A 13,645-nucleotide genomic window follows, 5' to 3' on the forward strand; every position below is an offset into this window, starting at 1 on the left:
CCACTGTTATGTTACCGATAACAAAGCTGATGAAAGGATGGAAGTCATGCATGTCGAAAAGTCGCTGAGCCTTGCTCATGAGGGTGTCATGGCCATGCTGACCGCCGCCGTTGCCCGCGCCGAAGACATGGGTCAGCCGCAGTGTATCGTGATCGTTGACGCCAGTGGCGTGACCCTTGGACAGTTGCGGATGAGCGGGGCAAAATTTCTGAGCCTGAAGAGCGCAGGGACCAAGGCCCGCACCGCCGCGTCAATCAAAGCGCCGAGCGACGCAATCCCCGAAGCCGTCGGTCCAGCAATTGCGGCAGCAACCGACAATGCGGTGACCCGTTTGGGTGGTGGCCTGCCGATCTACGTGGACGGGCATTGCGTTGGCGGGATCGGTGTCGGATCCGGCACCGCGGATCAGGACAAGGATGTCGCGCGGGCGGCCCTTGCCGCGATCGGCGCCACGGAGGCGCCATAAGCCTGTCCATCACAAGCAAATGTGACCGCTCGCGACCAAGCTAGGGCTAAAGTCGCATATGGCGTCGCCGTGGGCGCAGCTATCTTATGCGTGTGAAAGAGGAGGAATCTGCAATGGCATGGACCAAACCCAAAGCGCGCGAAATCAAGTGCGGCATGGAAATCAACATGTATGGCCCCGGTGAAGACGATGACCGCGGCGCAGAGCGTGACGTGATCTAAGGCACCTTTCGGTCCATGAGACTGATTGTACTTGGGGCAGCTGCCGGTGGGGGGCTGCCCCAATGGAATTGTGGGTGCCGCAACTGCGCGGATGCACGCGCCGGGGTGATCCCGCGCATGACACAATCCTCTGTCGCGGTAACCGTGGATGGATCGGCTTGGGTGGTTTTGAACGCCTCGCCTGACATTAGGGTGCAAGTGGACACCTGCCCGCAGATGCACCCGCCAGCATTGCGCGGTTCACCGATTGCGTCCGTGGTTCTGACCAACGGCGATATCGACCATATTGCCGGGCTGCTGACCCTACGGGAAAAGACGGGGTTTGATGTGTACACAACCTCGGCCGGCCTGGACATTCTTGCCTCCAACACGGTGTTCGGCGTCCTGGACCCGGCACTTGTCACCCAGCGCGCGATCACGCTGGATACACCGTTTGAACCCGTTCCGGGGTTGCGTATCACACCGTTTGCCGTGCCAGGAAAGGTGGCGCTTTTTCTGGAAGGCGACACCCTGAACCTTGAAGAAGTGGGGGAGCAGACCGTGGGCCTGATGCTGGAAGATGGCGTGTCGCGTGCCGCGTATGTGCCGGGCTGCGCAGCTGTGCCGGACTGGCTGCACGACAGGCTGGACGGTGTTGACCTGCTGCTGTTCGACGGCACCGTCTGGAACAATGACGACATGCAACGGACCGGGACCGGCGAAAAGACGGGGGCCCGCATGGGACATGTGCCGCTGAACGGGGCACAGGGCAGTCTGGCCCGGCTGAGCGATCTGTCAGCGCGCAAGGTGTTCATCCATATCAACAACACCAACCCGATCCTGCAGCCAGACAGCGCCGAACGCGCAACAGTTATCGACCACGGCTGGGACATCGCCTATGACGGGATGGAGATCACGCTGTGACCGACCAGCCCGACAGCGCGCAAGTGTTCGAGGCACGGCTGCGTGCCGTCGGTGACGCGCAGTACCATGACAAACACCCCTTTCATCATCTGCTGCATTCAGGCGGATGCACACCGGATCAGGTGCGGGCGTGGGTGATCAACCGCTACTACTACCAGACCCGAATCCCCATGAAGGACGCCGCGTTCATGTCCCGTGTCTCGGACCCCGCCTTGCGCCGCGCGTGGCGTTCGCGGATCGAAGATCACGATGGGTCTGCGCCTGGCGAAGGCGGAATTGCGCGCTGGCTCAAGCTGGCCGAAGGCGTGGGACTGGACCCAGACTATGTCGCGTCAGAGGCGGGCATACTGCCCGCTACCCGCTTTGCCGTGGACGCCTATGTGCGCTTTGTCCGCGACGAACCCCTACTGCCTGCCGTTGCCTCGTCTTTGACTGAACTTTTTGCCCCGGCCATCCACAAGAACCGGATCGCAGGACTGTTGGAACATTACGCGTTCGCGAACGCAGACACGCTGTCCTATTTTCGGAATCGGTTGAACGAGGCGCCCAAGGACGTCGCCTTTGGGCTGAAATGGGTCTTGGACCACGCGGTGACAAAGGCCGATCAGGACGCCGCCGTGCGCGCCCTGACCTTCAAGACCGAAGTGTTGTGGGCGCAATTGGACGCGCTGTGGTCGGCCTATGTCGAGCCTGGGCGCATCCCCCCCGGCGGCTGGCGCCCCGGCGAAGGCCTTGCACAATGACACAAGACGACGTGCCATACTTGCCGCGCGGTGTGCGCACGCATTTTGATGCGGTGCGTCAGGTTGACGTGCTGCTCGGGCCCGAACGGGTGCTGGTGCTGGACCATGTTGGCACGGCTGTTTTGGGGCAGTTGGACGGGGTGGCCAGTCTGGGCGAAATCTCGACCAGGCTGGCCGAAGTCTATGATGCGCCGCTGGATGTGATCGCGCCGGATGTGACAGGCTTTGTCGCCGATTTGCGGGACAAGGGGATGGTACATGTCCACCCGCGTTGATCCCCCCATGGCCATGCTTGCCGAACTGACGCATCGCTGTCCGCTGGCCTGCCCGTATTGTTCAAACCCGACTGAACTCTTGGCGAAGGACACCGAACTCAGCACCGCGGCATGGTCTGATGTCTTTCGGCAAGCCGCGGCTCTGGGTGTCCTGCAATTGCACTTGTCGGGGGGCGAACCTGCATCACGGCGCGACCTTGTCGATCTGGTCGCGGCTGCGCGCGAGGCAGGACTTTATACGAACCTCATCACTTCCGGCATCGGTCTGAATGCGCGGCGCCTGCAAGAGCTGGACGACGCCGGGCTGGACCATGTGCAATTGTCCCTGCAGGGCGTTACAGCAGCCATGGCGGACCGGATCGGCGGGTATGCAGGCGGGTTTGACCGCAAGATGCACGTAGCTGAAATCATTGCCGATATCGGGTTTCCGCTGACCCTGAACGCGGTCATGCATCGCGAGAACCTGGATGATCTGCCCGCCACAATCGACATGGCTCGCCGGCTGGGCGCACGGCGGATCGAAGTGGCTTGTGTCCAGTTTCAGGGGTGGGCCCTTGTCAACCGCGCCGCCTTGCAGCCCAGCCGGGCGCAGGTGGATGACGCCAAACGCACCGTGGCCCGTGCGGTCGAGGCGCTCAAAGGACGCTTGGTCATCGACTTTGTGCCACCTGACTACTACTCGGACTTTCCCAAGGCGTGCATGAACGGCTGGGGCTCCACAGGGGTGAACATCACACCGGACGGCACGGTCCTGCCGTGCCACGCGGCTGAGACACTTCCACACCTCACCTTCGACAAGGTGTCAGACCGCCCACTGGCAGAAATCTGGTATGATGGTGCGGCGTTCAACGCCTATCGCGGCACGGACTGGCTGCCGCCGTTGTGCCAGGGCTGCGAACGCCGGGACATTGATTTTGGCGGCTGCCGGTGTCAGGCCATGGCCGTGTTGGGGGACGCATCGGCACCGGACCCGGTCTGCCACAAGTCACCCGGACGCGCCGCACTGGATGCATTGTTGACCGAAGAGGTGCACAGTGTCGATGCGCCCGAATTCGTCTATCGGCGATAGGAGGAAAGGATGCGGTGCACAGGTCAGAAGACGGCGGCGTTGGCAGGTATCCTGTCCGTCCTGCTGGCGAATGCCGCCCAAGCAAACTGCACCGAAGACGCCATGATCGTCTTTGACGGCTCTGGCTCCATGGCTGAAATGGGGTTCAACCAGATCGACGAACCGCGCATCTTCGAGGCGCGCCGGGCCATACGCACGGCCATGCCGCAGGTGGCGCCGTTCCGACGCATCGGGCTGATTGTCTATGGCCCCGGAGGAGCGGGGGGCGTTGGCGAATGCTCGGGCATTGAATTGCGCTTTGGCCCGCGCGCGGACGCGGCGGGCCCGATCATCGCAGCCGTCGACGGATTGCAACCCGAAGGGCGCACCGCCTTGACCGAGGCGGTTGCGCTGGCCGCCAAAACACTCGGCGCGCCCGAACAGCCAGGCACAGTCGTGCTGGTCACGGACGGCAAGGAAACCTGCGGCGGCCAGACCTGCACCTTGGCCGCGCAGCTGGCAGGCACGGGCACCACGGTCCACGTGATTGGCTTCAAGGTACGGGGCGAACACTTCGGCTGGGAAACCGAAGGCGACACCGATTACCTGAATTCGGTCAGCGTCGCTCGCTGCCTTGCCGATCAGACAGGCGGCGAATACGTGAACACCGAAACAGTCAACGAACTGGTCGAAGCCATGAACCGGACGCTGGGCTGCAAATTGCTGTTCTAGGCAGCGCTGTGACGCCAGCGCGTTGCCCGCACCTCCATCATGCGCAGCAGCGTGAATTCAATCACCAGCATGAAGACAACAAAGCTCAGCGCGTAGGCCAACACAAAACCGGTTTCGAACAACTGAAAATACAGGTGAATCTGAAACCCGATCCCATTGCTGCGACCCAGAAATTCGACGACCAGAACGATCTTCCAGATGATGGCCAAACCGTTGCGCGTGGACGCCGCGATATAGGGCCAAAGCTGCGGCAAGACGACATGACGCAGATGCGCAACCCGGTGCATCCGAAACACGCGCGCCATATCGCGCAGCCGGGGATCAAGCGCCTGCACACCCTCGCGGATCGATACGGCGACCATCGCGGTCTTGTTCAGCGCAACGGCCGTGATGGCCGCCACTTCGTTCAAGCCGATCCACAGGTAGCACAGCACGATCACAACCAGCGCAGGCACATTCAGAAGCACGACCAACCAGGTGGAAAACCAACGGTTGATCGTGGCATTCATCCCCATCACGAACCCGATGACAACGCCCAGTCCCATGGCAAGCGTAAAGGCCGCCGCCACCCGCAGCAACGTGGCGGCAAAGTGGACCTGCAGCTCACCTTGCGCAACCTCGCCCACAAAGATGCGCCAGACCTGCGCCGGGCTTGGCAAAACACTGGGATCATCCCCGACCCAAGCCGCAGCCCACCACAGGGCAACAAGGCCCAGCAGGGACAGCACCAGCGCCTTGGTATCGAAACGGGTGTCTTGCATGGGCTCACCCTGTCACAAATGTGATTGCGTCCAAAGCCTTGTCAGCCCGCGTTCATACCTTAGTCGCATAGGGTCACGCAGGCTGTCGTCATAGGCTGCGAGGGATGTCGATGATCAGGCCCATACATGCATTCCTGCTGTCCTCCATACTGTGGTGCATGGGGTTGATTTCGGCCGTGGCCGAGCCGCTCTCTCGCGACGTGCTTGAGCCTTACATCGTGCCCCCAATGTCGCTGGGTGCCAAGATCAATGACCAGGGGGTCTGGCAGCTTCTGAATTCAGGTGGGGCCGAGGCGGGATATGTATTTGAAACCGAACCGATGGCGCCGCTGCCCGGCTTTTCCGGGGCGGCTATCAACCTGCTCGTTGTCCTTGATCTGGACGGCCGTTTTCTGGATGTGCAGCTGATTTCGCACAACGAACCGATCTTTGTTTCGGGCCTGCCGGAAAAGCTGTTTTATGACTTTTTCAAACAGTATCGCGGGCACTCCATTTCGGATTCTCTGGTTGTGGGCTCGCCTTACGGCGCGGGCAGCGAAGGGTCCGCGCTGGTCTATCTGGATGGGGTGACCAAGGGAACCGCATCGGTGCGCATTGCGCATGAAAGCATCCTGGCCGCCGCATTGCAGGTCGCGCGGGAAAAGATGGGCGGGATCTCGTCCGGCCCACCCGCCTATCCCGATCCCGATTACCGCGAAGACCTGACATGGGACGATCTGGTGGCGCAGGGCATTGTCACACGTAAGGTGGTGACCAACGGCGAAATGGACATCGCCTTTGATGGCACCTTGTGGGAAGATGACGACCCCGAGGCCAAGGATGATCCCGACGGCGCCTACCTGGATCTATGGCTTGTAGATATCGGTGCGCCATCGATCGCACGGGCGGTGCTGAGCCCAAGCAGTTACGAAGAACTCCAGGGTTTCATGCAGATTGCGGACACCGACGAACCGGTGCTGGTGATCGAAGCCGCCCGGCACGGATTGGTCACAGACGAATTTGTGCGCAACACCGCACCGGACCTGATCAGCGCGGAACAAGGCGGTTTCCCCATCGCCTTTCGAGACAGCGACATCTACGTCGAACTGAACGACGCGCTGCCAGATGATCTGCATAACGCGGTCTATGACGGGGCCGCGTTGATCCTGCGCACGGATCGGCGTCTGGGGTTTGATCCAACAACGGACTGGACACTCAAGGTCAAGGCACTGCGCGAACACGGGTCATTCCAACCCGAGATCGGGTCGGTCACTGTGGACGTGCCCCATGTCACGCCCGAACGGTTCTATGCCCGGCCCGAGATTGTAAAACCCGCACCGCCCTGGGTGGACGCGCTGCGCAATCGGGCCGTGGATTTGGTGGTGCTCGGGGTGTTTCTTGCAGGTTTGATCATCCTGCTTCTTCTTGGAACCAACCGCGTGGCTTCACTTGCGTGGTTCACCCCGCTACGCCTTGGTGTTCTTGCCTTTGTGACCGGCTTCATCGGGTGGTGGGGACAGGGCCAACTCTCCATCGCCACACCTCTCGCTGTTCTCCGAACGGCGCTGGATGGGGGCAGCTATGCCTTCCTGCTCTACGATCCGTTTTCGCTGGTTCTGTGGGCCGTGACCCTCGTGGGTTTTGTTCTGTGGGGGCGCGGCCTGTTTTGCGGCTGGCTGTGTCCGTTCGGTGCCTTGCAGGAATTTGCGAACCACCTGGGCCGCCTGTTGCGGTTGCCCCAGATTGAACCCAATGCATTCTGGGACAGCCAGCTGAAAAACCTGAAATATGCCGTACTGGCCGGTCTGGTGGCCTTGGTCTTTCTGGCACCCGGCGCACTCGACAAGGCCATCGAAGTGGAACCGTTCAAAACAGCCATCACGACGTTCTTCGTGCGCGAATGGTACTATGTCGCCTACGCTGTGGGGCTGCTGCTCTTGTCGATGGTCCTGTTCAAGGGCTTTTGTCGTTACCTTTGTCCGCTGGGCGCCGTAATGGCCATCGGCGGGCTGGTACGAGGCCGCGACTGGATTGCCCGCCGGGCAGAGTGCGGATCACCCTGCCAGTTATGCAAGGTCAAATGCAGCTATGGCGCAATCAAGAAAACGGGAGAGATCCAGTATTCCGAATGTTTCCAATGCCTCGATTGCGTGACGATCCATGACGACGCAGACAAATGCGTACCGTTGATCCTGGCCGCGCGGGGCCGCAAATTGCAGGTGGCCGCAGAATGACAGTGACCCGTCGCCGTTTCCTGTCCATCGCGGCCAGCTTTGCCGCAACGCCCGCCCTGGCGCAGGGACACACGTGGTCCGGCCGCGCATTCGGTGCCGACGTGTCAATTGTGCTGAACGGCCCCGCAGACGTCACCACCCGGGCGGTGCAAAAGGCGCAGACCCTGATGAAAGAGGTCGAGGGGATGTTCTCTCTCTACGACCCAACGTCCGACCTTGCCGTGCTTAACATGACGGGGGAACACACCGTCCCTGCACAATTCGAGACGTTGATGCAGATCGCAGACGTGGCCCACACCCTGACCGACGGTCTCTTTGATCCGACCATACAGCCGCTCTGGCGCGCCCTTGCCGACGGCAACGACGTGACCGCAGCACAAGCAAGCGTCGGGTGGGACCGGGTCGACAGGCGCGGCAATCATGTGCGTCTTGGACCGGGCCAGGCGTTGACCTTCAACGGAATTGCACAGGGTTTTGCGACGGACCTGGTAGCAGACACGCTCCGCGCGCTTGGGTTCACCCGCACCCTGGTCAATATCGGAGAATATCGCGGCGCCGGCGGCCCCTGGCGGCTTGGGGTGGCGGACCCGCAGCACGGGTTGCTTGCGACGCGCACGATCACGGACATGGCCGTTGCCACATCCAGCCCGATGGCGACACCGCTGGGCCAACAGGGGCACATCGTGCACGCGACGCAGGCACCGCACTGGTCAACCGTGACGGTCGAGGCGGAAACCGCAGCCATGGCCGATGCGCTGTCGACGGGGCTGGTTCTGGCCGATCGCGCCCTGGTGGACCGGGTGCGCGGCGCCAAGGGGGTGCACCGGATCACCATTGTCGATCCCGTCGGGAACCTGACAACGCTTTAGACGAACCGGGCGGGGTACGATCCCCGCCCTGTCCGCAATAAAGGTCCGGAAAATCAGCTTGCAGCTGTGACGGCACGCCCGGTCATGACTTTGACCAGATGCGCCCGGTAGGTCGCCGCGCCATGCAGGTCGGTGATCATGTTGTCAGGCGACACGCTCAACCCGTCCAGGGCGGACGCGGAAAAGTTGGCGCTCAGCGCGGCTTCGGCCTCGCTCCAACGGAACACACCTTCGTTCGATGCGCCCGTCACAGCGACCCGTACACCGCTTGCGTATTTGGCGACAAACACTCCGACCAACGCAAAGCGCGACGCGGGCTGTACGAACTTCTGGTAATGCGCTGCCTGCGGGACGGGGAAGGACACGGCAGTGATGATCTCACCCTCGTTCAGGGCGGTGTCGAACATGCCCTGGAAATAGTCATCCGCCGCGATCTCTCGGCTGTTGGTGATGATGGTCGCACCCGACGCCAACGCAGCCGCCGGATAACACGCCGCCGGATCATTGTTGGCAAGGCTGCCGCCAATGGTGCCGCGGTTGCGCACCGCCGGATCCCCGATCTGCGCGGCCAACGCCGACAGGGCGGGATAGTTGCCGTCGGCGGCAACGGATGCATGGGTCGTTGCCCCACCGATACGCAGGGTGTCTCCGTCCTTGCTGATCCCCTGCATCTCGGCGACACCGGACAGCGACACCAGGGTCGTCGGGCTGGCAAGGCGCTGCTTCAACGTGGGAATCAGCGTTTGCCCGCCGCCCAGCGCCTGTGCCTCTTCACCACCCATCGCAGCGGCGGCGTCGGCAATCGTGCCCGGCTTTTCTACTTCAAAATTATACATCTCTTGGTCCTTTCCTCTGAAACAGATCGCGAGGTCCCTCTCCTCTGTTTCAAAAAATCCCGGGGGTCCGGGGGATGGCCCCCGGTCCTTCCCTTTCACATCACTGCATTGCTTCCCAAACGCGCGACGGCGTCACAGGCATGTCGATATGGGTCACGGTCTTGCCCCCCGACTGCAGCGCGTCGATCACCGCGTTGACGACCGTGGGCGGCGACCCGATGGCCCCGGCCTCGCCACAGCCCTTCACCCCAAGCGGGTTATGGGTGCACGGCGTGCCCTGGCTGTGATCCACCGCGAACATCGGCAGATCGTCGGCCCGGGGCATGGTGTAATCCATGTAAGACGCGCTCAGCAGCTGGCCGTTCTCGTCATAGGTGGTGTTTTCGACCAGCGCCTGCCCGATGCCCTGTGCCAGACCGCCATGGACCTGACCCGTCACGATCATCGGATTTATGACATTGCCGAAATCATCTACGGCCGTCATCCGGTCGACGGTCACCTTGCCGGTTTCCGGGTCCACCTCAACCTCGCAGGCATATGCGCCCGAGGGATAGGTGAAGTTCGCCGGATCGTAGAACGCCGTTTCCTCCAGCCCCGGTTCGATATCCTCCAGCGGGTATTCGTGCGGAATATACGCCTTCAGCGCGACCTCACCAAAGGTCACCGACTTGTCGGTACCCGAGACGGAGAACACGCCGTCTGCCAGCGTGATGTCGTGCTCGGACGCCTCCAGCATATGGCCTGCAATCTTCTTGGCCTTGTTGATGATCTTCTCGGTCGCCCGCACCACGGCAGAGCCGCAAACGGCAAGGCTGCGCGAGCCATAGGTGCCCATCCCGAACGGGATCTTGGACGTGTCGCCATGCACGATGTCGATGACGGCGGGGTCGATGCCCAGCATCTCGGCCACCACTTGGGGAAAGGCGGTCTCGTGCCCTTGCCCGTGGCTGTGCGCGCCGACCATGACGCTCAGGTTGCCGGTGGCATTCACGCGCACCGTGGCGGCGTCATAGAGACCCACACGTGATCCCAGAACACCGACAAGGTTCGACGGCGCGATGCCGCAGGCCTCGATATAGGCGTTCACGCCAAAGCCGCGCAGCAGCCCCTTGGCCTCGCTCTCCTTGCGACGCGCTGCAAAACCAGCCACATCCGCGACCTCTTCCATCTTGTCCATCAACGCGTCGTAATTGCCCGCGTCGTATTCCAGCCCGGCGGCGGAGGCAAAGGGGTACTGATCCGGCTTGATGAAGTTCTTGCGGCGCAGTTCGATGGGGTCCATCCCCAACTCACGCGCGGCCTTGTCGATGACCCGTTCGATGGAATAGGTCGCCTCGGGCCGCCCGGCCCCACGATAGGCATCAACAGGGGCGGTGTTGGTAAAGACGGCCTTCACATTCACATAGACCAGAGGAACGGTGTAGTTCCCGGCCATCAGCGTGCCGTGCAGGAAGGTGGGCGTCGCGGTCGAAAAGTTCGACAGGTACGCACCCACATTCGCCTTCGTGTCCGTGCGGAAGGCAAGGAATTTGCCGTCCTTGTCCAGCGCCAATTCGATCTTGGTCACGTGGTCGCGGCCATGCGCGTCCGTCAGGAACGACTCGGTCCGGTCCGCCGTCCATTTCACCGGACGGTTCAACCTTTTGGCCGCGGCCAGCACCAGCGCCTCTTCGCCGTAGTGGTAGATTTTCGAGCCGAAGCCGCCGCCCACGTCGGGGGCAATGACAGTCAGCATGTTCTCGGGAATACCCAGAACAAAGGCCGAAATCAGCAACCGCGTCAGGTGCGGGTTCTGCGATGTCGTGTGCAGGGTGTATTCACCCGTGCTGGCCTTGTAGCTGCCGATGGACGCCCGGGGTTCCATCGCGTTGGGGACAAGGCGGTTGTTGACCAGCTCCAGCGTGGTGACGTGATGCGCGTTCTTGATCGCATTGTCCGTTGCGTCGCGATTGTCCTCGATCCAGCCCCAGTCGAAACACTGGTTGGTGCCAATCTCGTCATGCACATAATTCGACCCCGACAGGGCGGCGTTCATGTCAACGATGGCGGGCAGCTCCTCGATGTCGGCCTCGATGGCCTCAACCGCGTCACGGGCCTGCTCTGCCGTCTCGGCGACCACGGCGGCATAGGCATCGCCCACATGGCGGACCTTGCCGTGCGCCAGTACCGGGCGCTTGGGTTCCTTCATCGGCTCACCATTGCGCGAGTTGATCAGCCACCCGGCTGGGTTGCCGCCCACTTCGGCAAAATCCTCGCCCGTGAACACGGCCAGCACGCCGGGCATCGCTTCGGCGGCCGATGTGTCGATAGATTTGATCGTGCCATGGGCAACGGTCGAGCGGGCAAAGACCGCGTAGGTCTGTTTTGCCAGCGTGATGTCGTCAGTGTATTCGCCGGTTCCGGTCAGGAAGCGGACGTCTTCGCGGCGCACTGTGGCGGCGCCAATCCCTGTATCCTTGGGCATTCAAATTCCTCCCTTGAGGTTCGGTGCGCAGTAAATGCGCACCCTACGGGTTGCGTAGGGTGTGCGCTTTGCGCGCACCTTTCGTGTTACTCTGCGGCGATGGCGGTCACATCCTGGCCGGACGCCGCCATGATCGCCTTGACGATGTTGTGGTAGCCGGTGCAGCGGCAGATGTTGCCTTCGAGATATTCGCGCACCTCTTGCTCGGACGGTTTCGGGTTGTCCTTCAGCAGCGCCGCCGCCGACATCACCATGCCGGGCGTGCAGAAGCCGCATTGCAGGCCGTGGTGATCCTGGAACGCCTGCTGGATCACGTTCAGTGACCCGTCGGCATTGGCCTGGCCTTCGATGGTGGCGACGTCGGCTCCTTCGGCCTCGACCGCAAGCATCGTGCAGGATTTGACCGCCTGCCCGTCCACATGCACCACGCAGGCCCCGCATTGCGAGGTGTCGCAGCCCACGTGGGTTCCTGTCAGGCCCTGATCGTCGCGCAAAAAGGACGACAACAAGGTGCGCCCCTCCACATCGCCCGAGACGGCCTTGCCATTCACCGTCATGGTTACCTTTGTCATGCTTTCCTCCCTTGGAATGTCTGTCTTTTCCGTGCGCTCAACTGACCAGGCGCTTCAGCCAACCCTTCTTGGGTGCGTCTTCGGACGCGTCGGTCTCCGCGTCTTCGGCGGGCGGTGTGCCCACGTGGTCCTGAAAATTGTTGAAGAACTGGTCCGCCATCTTCTTGGCGAACCCGTCGATGATGCGACTGCCCAATTGGGCCAGCTTGCCGCCCACTTTCGCTTCGACATCGTAATGCAGAACGGTTTGCGCGCCCTGATCTTCCAGCCGCACCTTGGCGCCGCCCTTGGCAAAGCCTGCGGCGCCACCCTTGCCCTCACCCGTGATGTTCACGCTTTCCGGGGCTTGCATATCCGACAAGGTCACGGCCCCTTTGAATGTCGCCTTCACCGGGCCCACCTTTTGAACAACCGTCGCGGTGAACCCGTCCTTGGGCGTGCCCTCCATCTCCTGACAGCCGGGCACGCAGGCCTTCAGCACGTCGGGATCAAGGATTGCGGCCCAGACCGTTGCGCGGTCGGCATCGATGATACGTGTGTCGCTAAGATTCATGGAAGGACCCCCCTTTGCTTGTCGGAAAGCCTATGGCGCAGGGGGTCCACGCACCATTCGACCAAGTGTGTACGACCAAAGTCGCGCTTACCTTTCAGGGACTTGATGGGTCAGGCCGTACGCCTCGAAAATCGCCGGAATCCGCCCGTCCTGCAGCGCGAAATTGATCGCATCATCGACCGAATAGGACAGCGGGCGGTAACGGAAATTCACCGCCACGCCCAATGTCCAGCTGCTGACGGCGAAACCTGCAAGCGGCGGCTGGTGCACGGCACTTTTTTCGCTCAACCCGTACTCCAACTCCCCAAGCGACCCCATAACGGCCTTCACTTCGCCTGCATTCAACGCCTCCATGGCGGCGGCTGTGGTGGGAAAGCGGCGGATGTTCGGTTGCAACTGCCCGCCCACGAAACCCGACAGGTAGAAGTCAGAGATCGAATCATTCTCGACGCCGACAGTGTCGAACCGGAAATAGGCCGGGACAGGTTTCTCGTCGGGATATGTCGCCTTGTCATAGGCAATCGCGATGCTCTCGCCTGCATATTGCCCGGTAAATACTACCTGCTCGACCCGGCACTTGAAGGCGCTGTCGTAAGGGATTCGCATCATCACATTGGCAATGCGCCCCCCGATCAGGGCACCACGCCAGATATTGTTGCGCAGATCGGCATCCAGGTTCTCGCCCGCGGCCACGAAATTGAACCGGGCCTCGACGCCCAGATCGTCGGCAATGATGCGGGCAATCTCCACATCAACACCCATCGGCTCGCCGCCTTCCTCCCAGGAATAGGGCGGGTAATCCTCGTAAACGGCAAACAGCATGTGGCCCTGGTCCTGGATTTCATCCAGCTCCTTGCCCACGATGTCGCGCCCCACGTTCTGGGGCTTGGGCTGAGGCACATGATCGGCGCACGGATCAGCGGCGTGGGCCTGCCCAAGGGACAGACCCACAACCACCAGGGAGAAGATCGTTGTTCGTAGTGTCATGC

15 protein-coding genes are annotated in these 13,645 nt (G+C 61.8%); 9 read left to right on the top strand and 6 right to left on the bottom strand.

Going from position 1 to position 13,645, the window contains the following annotated elements; translation table 11 throughout:
- Positions 1-46: 46 nt before the first annotated feature.
- The 7 genes from Q0844_RS11300 (at position 47) to Q0844_RS11330 (ending at position 4,388) form a co-directional block, all read left to right on the top strand.
- Entirely contained in the window at positions 47-466 is a 420-nt protein-coding gene (locus Q0844_RS11300) for a heme-binding protein (RefSeq protein WP_299044802.1), read from the top strand.
- Between the two features lie 113 nt (positions 467-579).
- Positions 580-687, top strand: coding sequence for a pyrroloquinoline quinone precursor peptide PqqA (pqqA, locus tag Q0844_RS11305; RefSeq protein ID WP_299044803.1), 108 nt, complete (start codon positions 580-582; stop codon positions 685-687).
- A 15-nt stretch (positions 688-702) separates the two neighbouring features.
- A complete protein-coding gene (gene pqqB / locus Q0844_RS11310; protein WP_299044804.1) occupies positions 703-1,590 on the top strand; it encodes a pyrroloquinoline quinone biosynthesis protein PqqB in 888 nt (295 codons plus the stop codon).
- Positions 1,587-2,333 carry a pyrroloquinoline-quinone synthase PqqC gene (pqqC, locus tag Q0844_RS11315; protein ID WP_299044805.1) on the top strand — a complete coding sequence of 249 codons (747 nt, stop codon included), beginning with the start codon at positions 1,587-1,589 and terminating at the stop codon, positions 2,331-2,333. Before pqqB ends, pqqC begins: the two co-directional genes overlap by 4 nt.
- Positions 2,330-2,608, top strand: a complete 279-nt coding sequence (gene pqqD, locus Q0844_RS11320) for a pyrroloquinoline quinone biosynthesis peptide chaperone PqqD (RefSeq protein WP_299044806.1) — start codon at positions 2,330-2,332, stop codon at positions 2,606-2,608. The genes pqqC and pqqD overlap by 4 nt, the downstream gene beginning before the upstream one ends.
- Entirely contained in the window at positions 2,592-3,677 is a 1,086-nt protein-coding gene (gene pqqE / locus Q0844_RS11325; protein ID WP_299044807.1) for a pyrroloquinoline quinone biosynthesis protein PqqE, read from the top strand. The genes pqqD and pqqE overlap by 17 nt, the downstream gene beginning before the upstream one ends.
- 9 nt (positions 3,678-3,686) lie before the next feature.
- A complete protein-coding gene (locus tag Q0844_RS11330) occupies positions 3,687-4,388 on the top strand; it encodes a vWA domain-containing protein (protein WP_299044808.1) in 702 nt (233 codons plus the stop codon).
- Here the strand turns inward: Q0844_RS11330 and Q0844_RS11335 are convergent.
- Positions 4,385-5,149 carry an ABC transporter permease gene (locus Q0844_RS11335; protein WP_299044809.1) on the bottom strand — a complete coding sequence of 255 codons (765 nt, stop codon included), beginning with the start codon at positions 5,147-5,149 and terminating at the stop codon, positions 4,385-4,387. The two genes, Q0844_RS11330 and Q0844_RS11335, sit on opposite strands and share 4 nt — an antisense overlap.
- A gap of 110 nt (positions 5,150-5,259) precedes the next feature.
- On the opposite strand from Q0844_RS11335, the gene Q0844_RS11340 reads away from it, so the two are divergent.
- Together Q0844_RS11340 and Q0844_RS11345 are read left to right on the top strand one after the other, a co-directional pair.
- A complete protein-coding gene (locus Q0844_RS11340) occupies positions 5,260-7,362 on the top strand; it encodes a 4Fe-4S binding protein (RefSeq protein WP_299044810.1) in 2,103 nt (700 codons plus the stop codon).
- Positions 7,359-8,231: an FAD:protein FMN transferase gene (locus tag Q0844_RS11345; RefSeq protein ID WP_299044812.1), complete on the top strand. Its 873-nt coding sequence runs from the start codon at positions 7,359-7,361 to the stop codon at positions 8,229-8,231. The genes Q0844_RS11340 and Q0844_RS11345 overlap by 4 nt, the downstream gene beginning before the upstream one ends.
- A 53-nt stretch (positions 8,232-8,284) precedes the next feature.
- Here the strand turns inward: Q0844_RS11345 and Q0844_RS11350 are convergent, their stop codons facing one another.
- From Q0844_RS11350 to Q0844_RS11370, 5 genes are all read right to left on the bottom strand, one after another.
- Positions 8,285-9,067, bottom strand: coding sequence for an FAD binding domain-containing protein (locus Q0844_RS11350; protein WP_299044815.1), 783 nt, complete (start codon positions 9,065-9,067; stop codon positions 8,285-8,287).
- Between the two features lie 100 nt (positions 9,068-9,167).
- Entirely contained in the window at positions 9,168-11,531 is a 2,364-nt protein-coding gene (locus Q0844_RS11355; RefSeq protein ID WP_299044817.1) for a xanthine dehydrogenase family protein molybdopterin-binding subunit, read from the bottom strand.
- 86 nt (positions 11,532-11,617) lie between these two features.
- Positions 11,618-12,103 carry a (2Fe-2S)-binding protein gene (locus Q0844_RS11360; RefSeq protein ID WP_299044819.1) on the bottom strand — a complete coding sequence of 162 codons (486 nt, stop codon included), beginning with the start codon at positions 12,101-12,103 and terminating at the stop codon, positions 11,618-11,620.
- Between the two features lie 37 nt (positions 12,104-12,140).
- The gene (locus tag Q0844_RS11365) at positions 12,141-12,656 is read right to left on the bottom strand and encodes a carbon monoxide dehydrogenase subunit G (RefSeq protein ID WP_299044821.1); all 516 of its coding nucleotides are present in this window, start codon (positions 12,654-12,656) and stop codon (positions 12,141-12,143) included.
- Positions 12,657-12,743: 87 nt separating this feature from the next.
- Complete coding sequence (locus Q0844_RS11370; RefSeq protein ID WP_299044823.1) at positions 12,744-13,643, bottom strand: transporter substrate-binding domain-containing protein; 900 nt, start codon at positions 13,641-13,643, stop codon at positions 12,744-12,746.
- Positions 13,644-13,645 lie beyond the last annotated feature (2 nt).

The sequence above is a fragment of the uncultured Tateyamaria sp. genome (assembly GCF_947503465.1).
Classification (GTDB): domain Bacteria; phylum Pseudomonadota; class Alphaproteobacteria; order Rhodobacterales; family Rhodobacteraceae; genus Tateyamaria.

Coding starts and splice junctions, on each gene's coding strand:
- Q0844_RS11300 (WP_299044802.1), top strand. CDS start 47: ATGCATGTCGAAAAGTCGCTGAGCCTTGCTCATGAGGGTGTCATGGCC.
- pqqA (WP_299044803.1), top strand. CDS start 580: ATGGCATGGACCAAACCCAAAGCGCGCGAAATCAAGTGCGGCATGGAA.
- pqqB (WP_299044804.1), top strand. CDS start 703: ATGAGACTGATTGTACTTGGGGCAGCTGCCGGTGGGGGGCTGCCCCAA.
- pqqD (WP_299044806.1), top strand. CDS start 2,330: ATGACACAAGACGACGTGCCATACTTGCCGCGCGGTGTGCGCACGCAT.
- pqqE (WP_299044807.1), top strand. CDS start 2,592: ATGTCCACCCGCGTTGATCCCCCCATGGCCATGCTTGCCGAACTGACG.
- Q0844_RS11330 (WP_299044808.1), top strand. CDS start 3,687: ATGCGGTGCACAGGTCAGAAGACGGCGGCGTTGGCAGGTATCCTGTCC.
- Q0844_RS11335 (WP_299044809.1), bottom strand. CDS start 5,149: ATGCAAGACACCCGTTTCGATACCAAGGCGCTGGTGCTGTCCCTGCTG.
- Q0844_RS11340 (WP_299044810.1), top strand. CDS start 5,260: ATGATCAGGCCCATACATGCATTCCTGCTGTCCTCCATACTGTGGTGC.
- Q0844_RS11345 (WP_299044812.1), top strand. CDS start 7,359: ATGACAGTGACCCGTCGCCGTTTCCTGTCCATCGCGGCCAGCTTTGCC.
- Q0844_RS11350 (WP_299044815.1), bottom strand. CDS start 9,067: ATGTATAATTTTGAAGTAGAAAAGCCGGGCACGATTGCCGACGCCGCC.
- Q0844_RS11355 (WP_299044817.1), bottom strand. CDS start 11,531: ATGCCCAAGGATACAGGGATTGGCGCCGCCACAGTGCGCCGCGAAGAC.
- Q0844_RS11360 (WP_299044819.1), bottom strand. CDS start 12,103: ATGACAAAGGTAACCATGACGGTGAATGGCAAGGCCGTCTCGGGCGAT.
- Q0844_RS11365 (WP_299044821.1), bottom strand. CDS start 12,656: ATGAATCTTAGCGACACACGTATCATCGATGCCGACCGCGCAACGGTC.
- Q0844_RS11370 (WP_299044823.1), bottom strand. CDS start 13,643: ATGACACTACGAACAACGATCTTCTCCCTGGTGGTTGTGGGTCTGTCC.